This is a genomic window from Sphaerochaeta sp. S2 (assembly GCF_016406725.1).
GTDB lineage: Bacteria > Spirochaetota > Spirochaetia > Sphaerochaetales > Sphaerochaetaceae > Sphaerochaeta.
Map to the genome: position 1 here is coordinate 1 of NZ_JAEKNT010000515.1, position 1,856 is coordinate 1,856.

Below are 1,856 nucleotides of genomic sequence, written 5' to 3' on the forward strand. Positions count from 1 at the left end.
CCCCATTATAGGGTGTGAGTTCTACAGTAATCCAAAGGATCATACAGAGCGTCCTCTTCCAGGAGGAAAAAAGCCCAACCAGTACCACCTCATTCTCCTTGCAATGAATGAGAAGGGATACCATAACCTGATGGAACTCAACTCGATTTCCTATACTGAAGGGTTTTACTTCAAACCCCGAATCGATGACGAGTTGCTTATCAAGCACAATGAAGGCTTGATCTGCCTATCGGCCTGCCTTGGCGGTGAGATTCTGCAACATCTGCTCAACGACCAGTATGACCTGGCAAAGGAGAGGGCACAGTGGTTCGCCTCTGTCTTCGATGATGGACGGTACTACCTGGAAATGCAGGACCACGGACTGCCTGAACAGAAGAAAACCAATCCATTGCTGAAACAGATCAGTGATGAGACAGGTATCCCCTTGGTTTGCACCAATGACATCCACTACATCGAAAAGAGTGATGCAAACGCCCAGGATCTTCTGCTCTGTGTTGGCACGAACTCCAAGAAGAATGACCCAAACAGGATGCGTTTTCCCAACCAGGAATTCTATATGAAGAGTGAGCAGGAAATGAGAGAACTCTTCAGTTGGTGTCCTGAGGCAATTGAGAATACAGCCAAGATTGCAGAGCGATGCAATCTGGAGATCCACTTCCCCGGCCCCCTGCTGCCAAACTTCGAAGTTCCTCCCGAGTTCAGTGATACTGCCGACTATCTTCGCCACCTCTCCAATGAGGGCTTGAGATCTCATTATGATACCATCACCGAAGAACTCCAGAAACGTCTTGATTACGAACTTGATATCATCACCAAGATGCAGTTCGAAGGGTATTTCCTTATCGTCATGGACTACATCCAGTGGGCAAAGAACCACGACATCCCAGTAGGCCCAGGGCGAGGCTCTGGTGCAGGTTCCCTTGTAGCGTACTCACTGGGAATAACCGATGTTGATCCAATCAAATACAACCTGCTGTTTGAACGATTCCTCAACCCTGAACGGGTAAGCATGCCGGACTTCGATATTGACTTCTGCTACGAGAGAAGGCAGGAAGTCATCAACTACGTAACCGAGCACTACGGAACTGAACGAGTTGCCCAGATTGCCACTTTCGGTACCTTGAAAGCAAAGGCTGTAGTGAAGGATGTTGCAAGGGTACTGGATATTCCTTTCGAGGAATCGAACAATATCTGCAAACTCATCCCCGATGACCCAAAGATGAATTTGACGAAGGCCTTCGAGCAGAACAATGATCTGGTAGAGCTGGAAAAGAAGGGCGGGGTCTATGCAGAACTCTTCGATGCGGCACGCCGTCTTGAAGGTCTGAACCGGCACACATCCACCCATGCGGCAGGAGTAGTCATAGGCAAGGAGAACCTGCTCAACTATGTACCTCTCTACCGTGACGCGAAGACCGGAGCCATCTCCACCCAGTACTCAATGGACCTCATTGAGGAGTGTGGGTTGGTAAAGATGGACTTCCTGGGACTCAAGACACTCACCCTGGTCAAACATACCGAAGACTTGATCAAGAAAAAGGATCCCACCTTCAATGCAAGTGAGATCGACGAACAAGACGAGAAGACCTTTGCCATGCTTGGCAGAGGTGAGAGCAACGCAGTATTCCAGTTTGAAAGCCAAGGAATGCAGAACATCCTCAAGGAAGCAAAACCCAATGATATAGAGGATCTGGTTGCCTTGAATGCACTCTACCGACCTGGACCAATGGCCTATATCCCGCAGTTCATCAACTGCAAACTTGGCAAACAACCCATTACCTATGCGAACCCTGAACTGGAAGAGGAACTGAAAACCACCTACGGTGTCATCGTCTACCAGGAACAGGTAATGAAGG

The 1,856-nt window shown here is 48.9% G+C and carries 1 protein-coding gene; it reads left to right on the forward strand.

Annotated elements, in window-relative coordinates; translation table 11 throughout:
* Positions 1 to 1,856 (forward strand): DNA polymerase III subunit alpha (gene dnaE, locus JF818_RS15030; protein WP_198892828.1); only part of this gene is annotated, 1,856 nt, incomplete at both ends.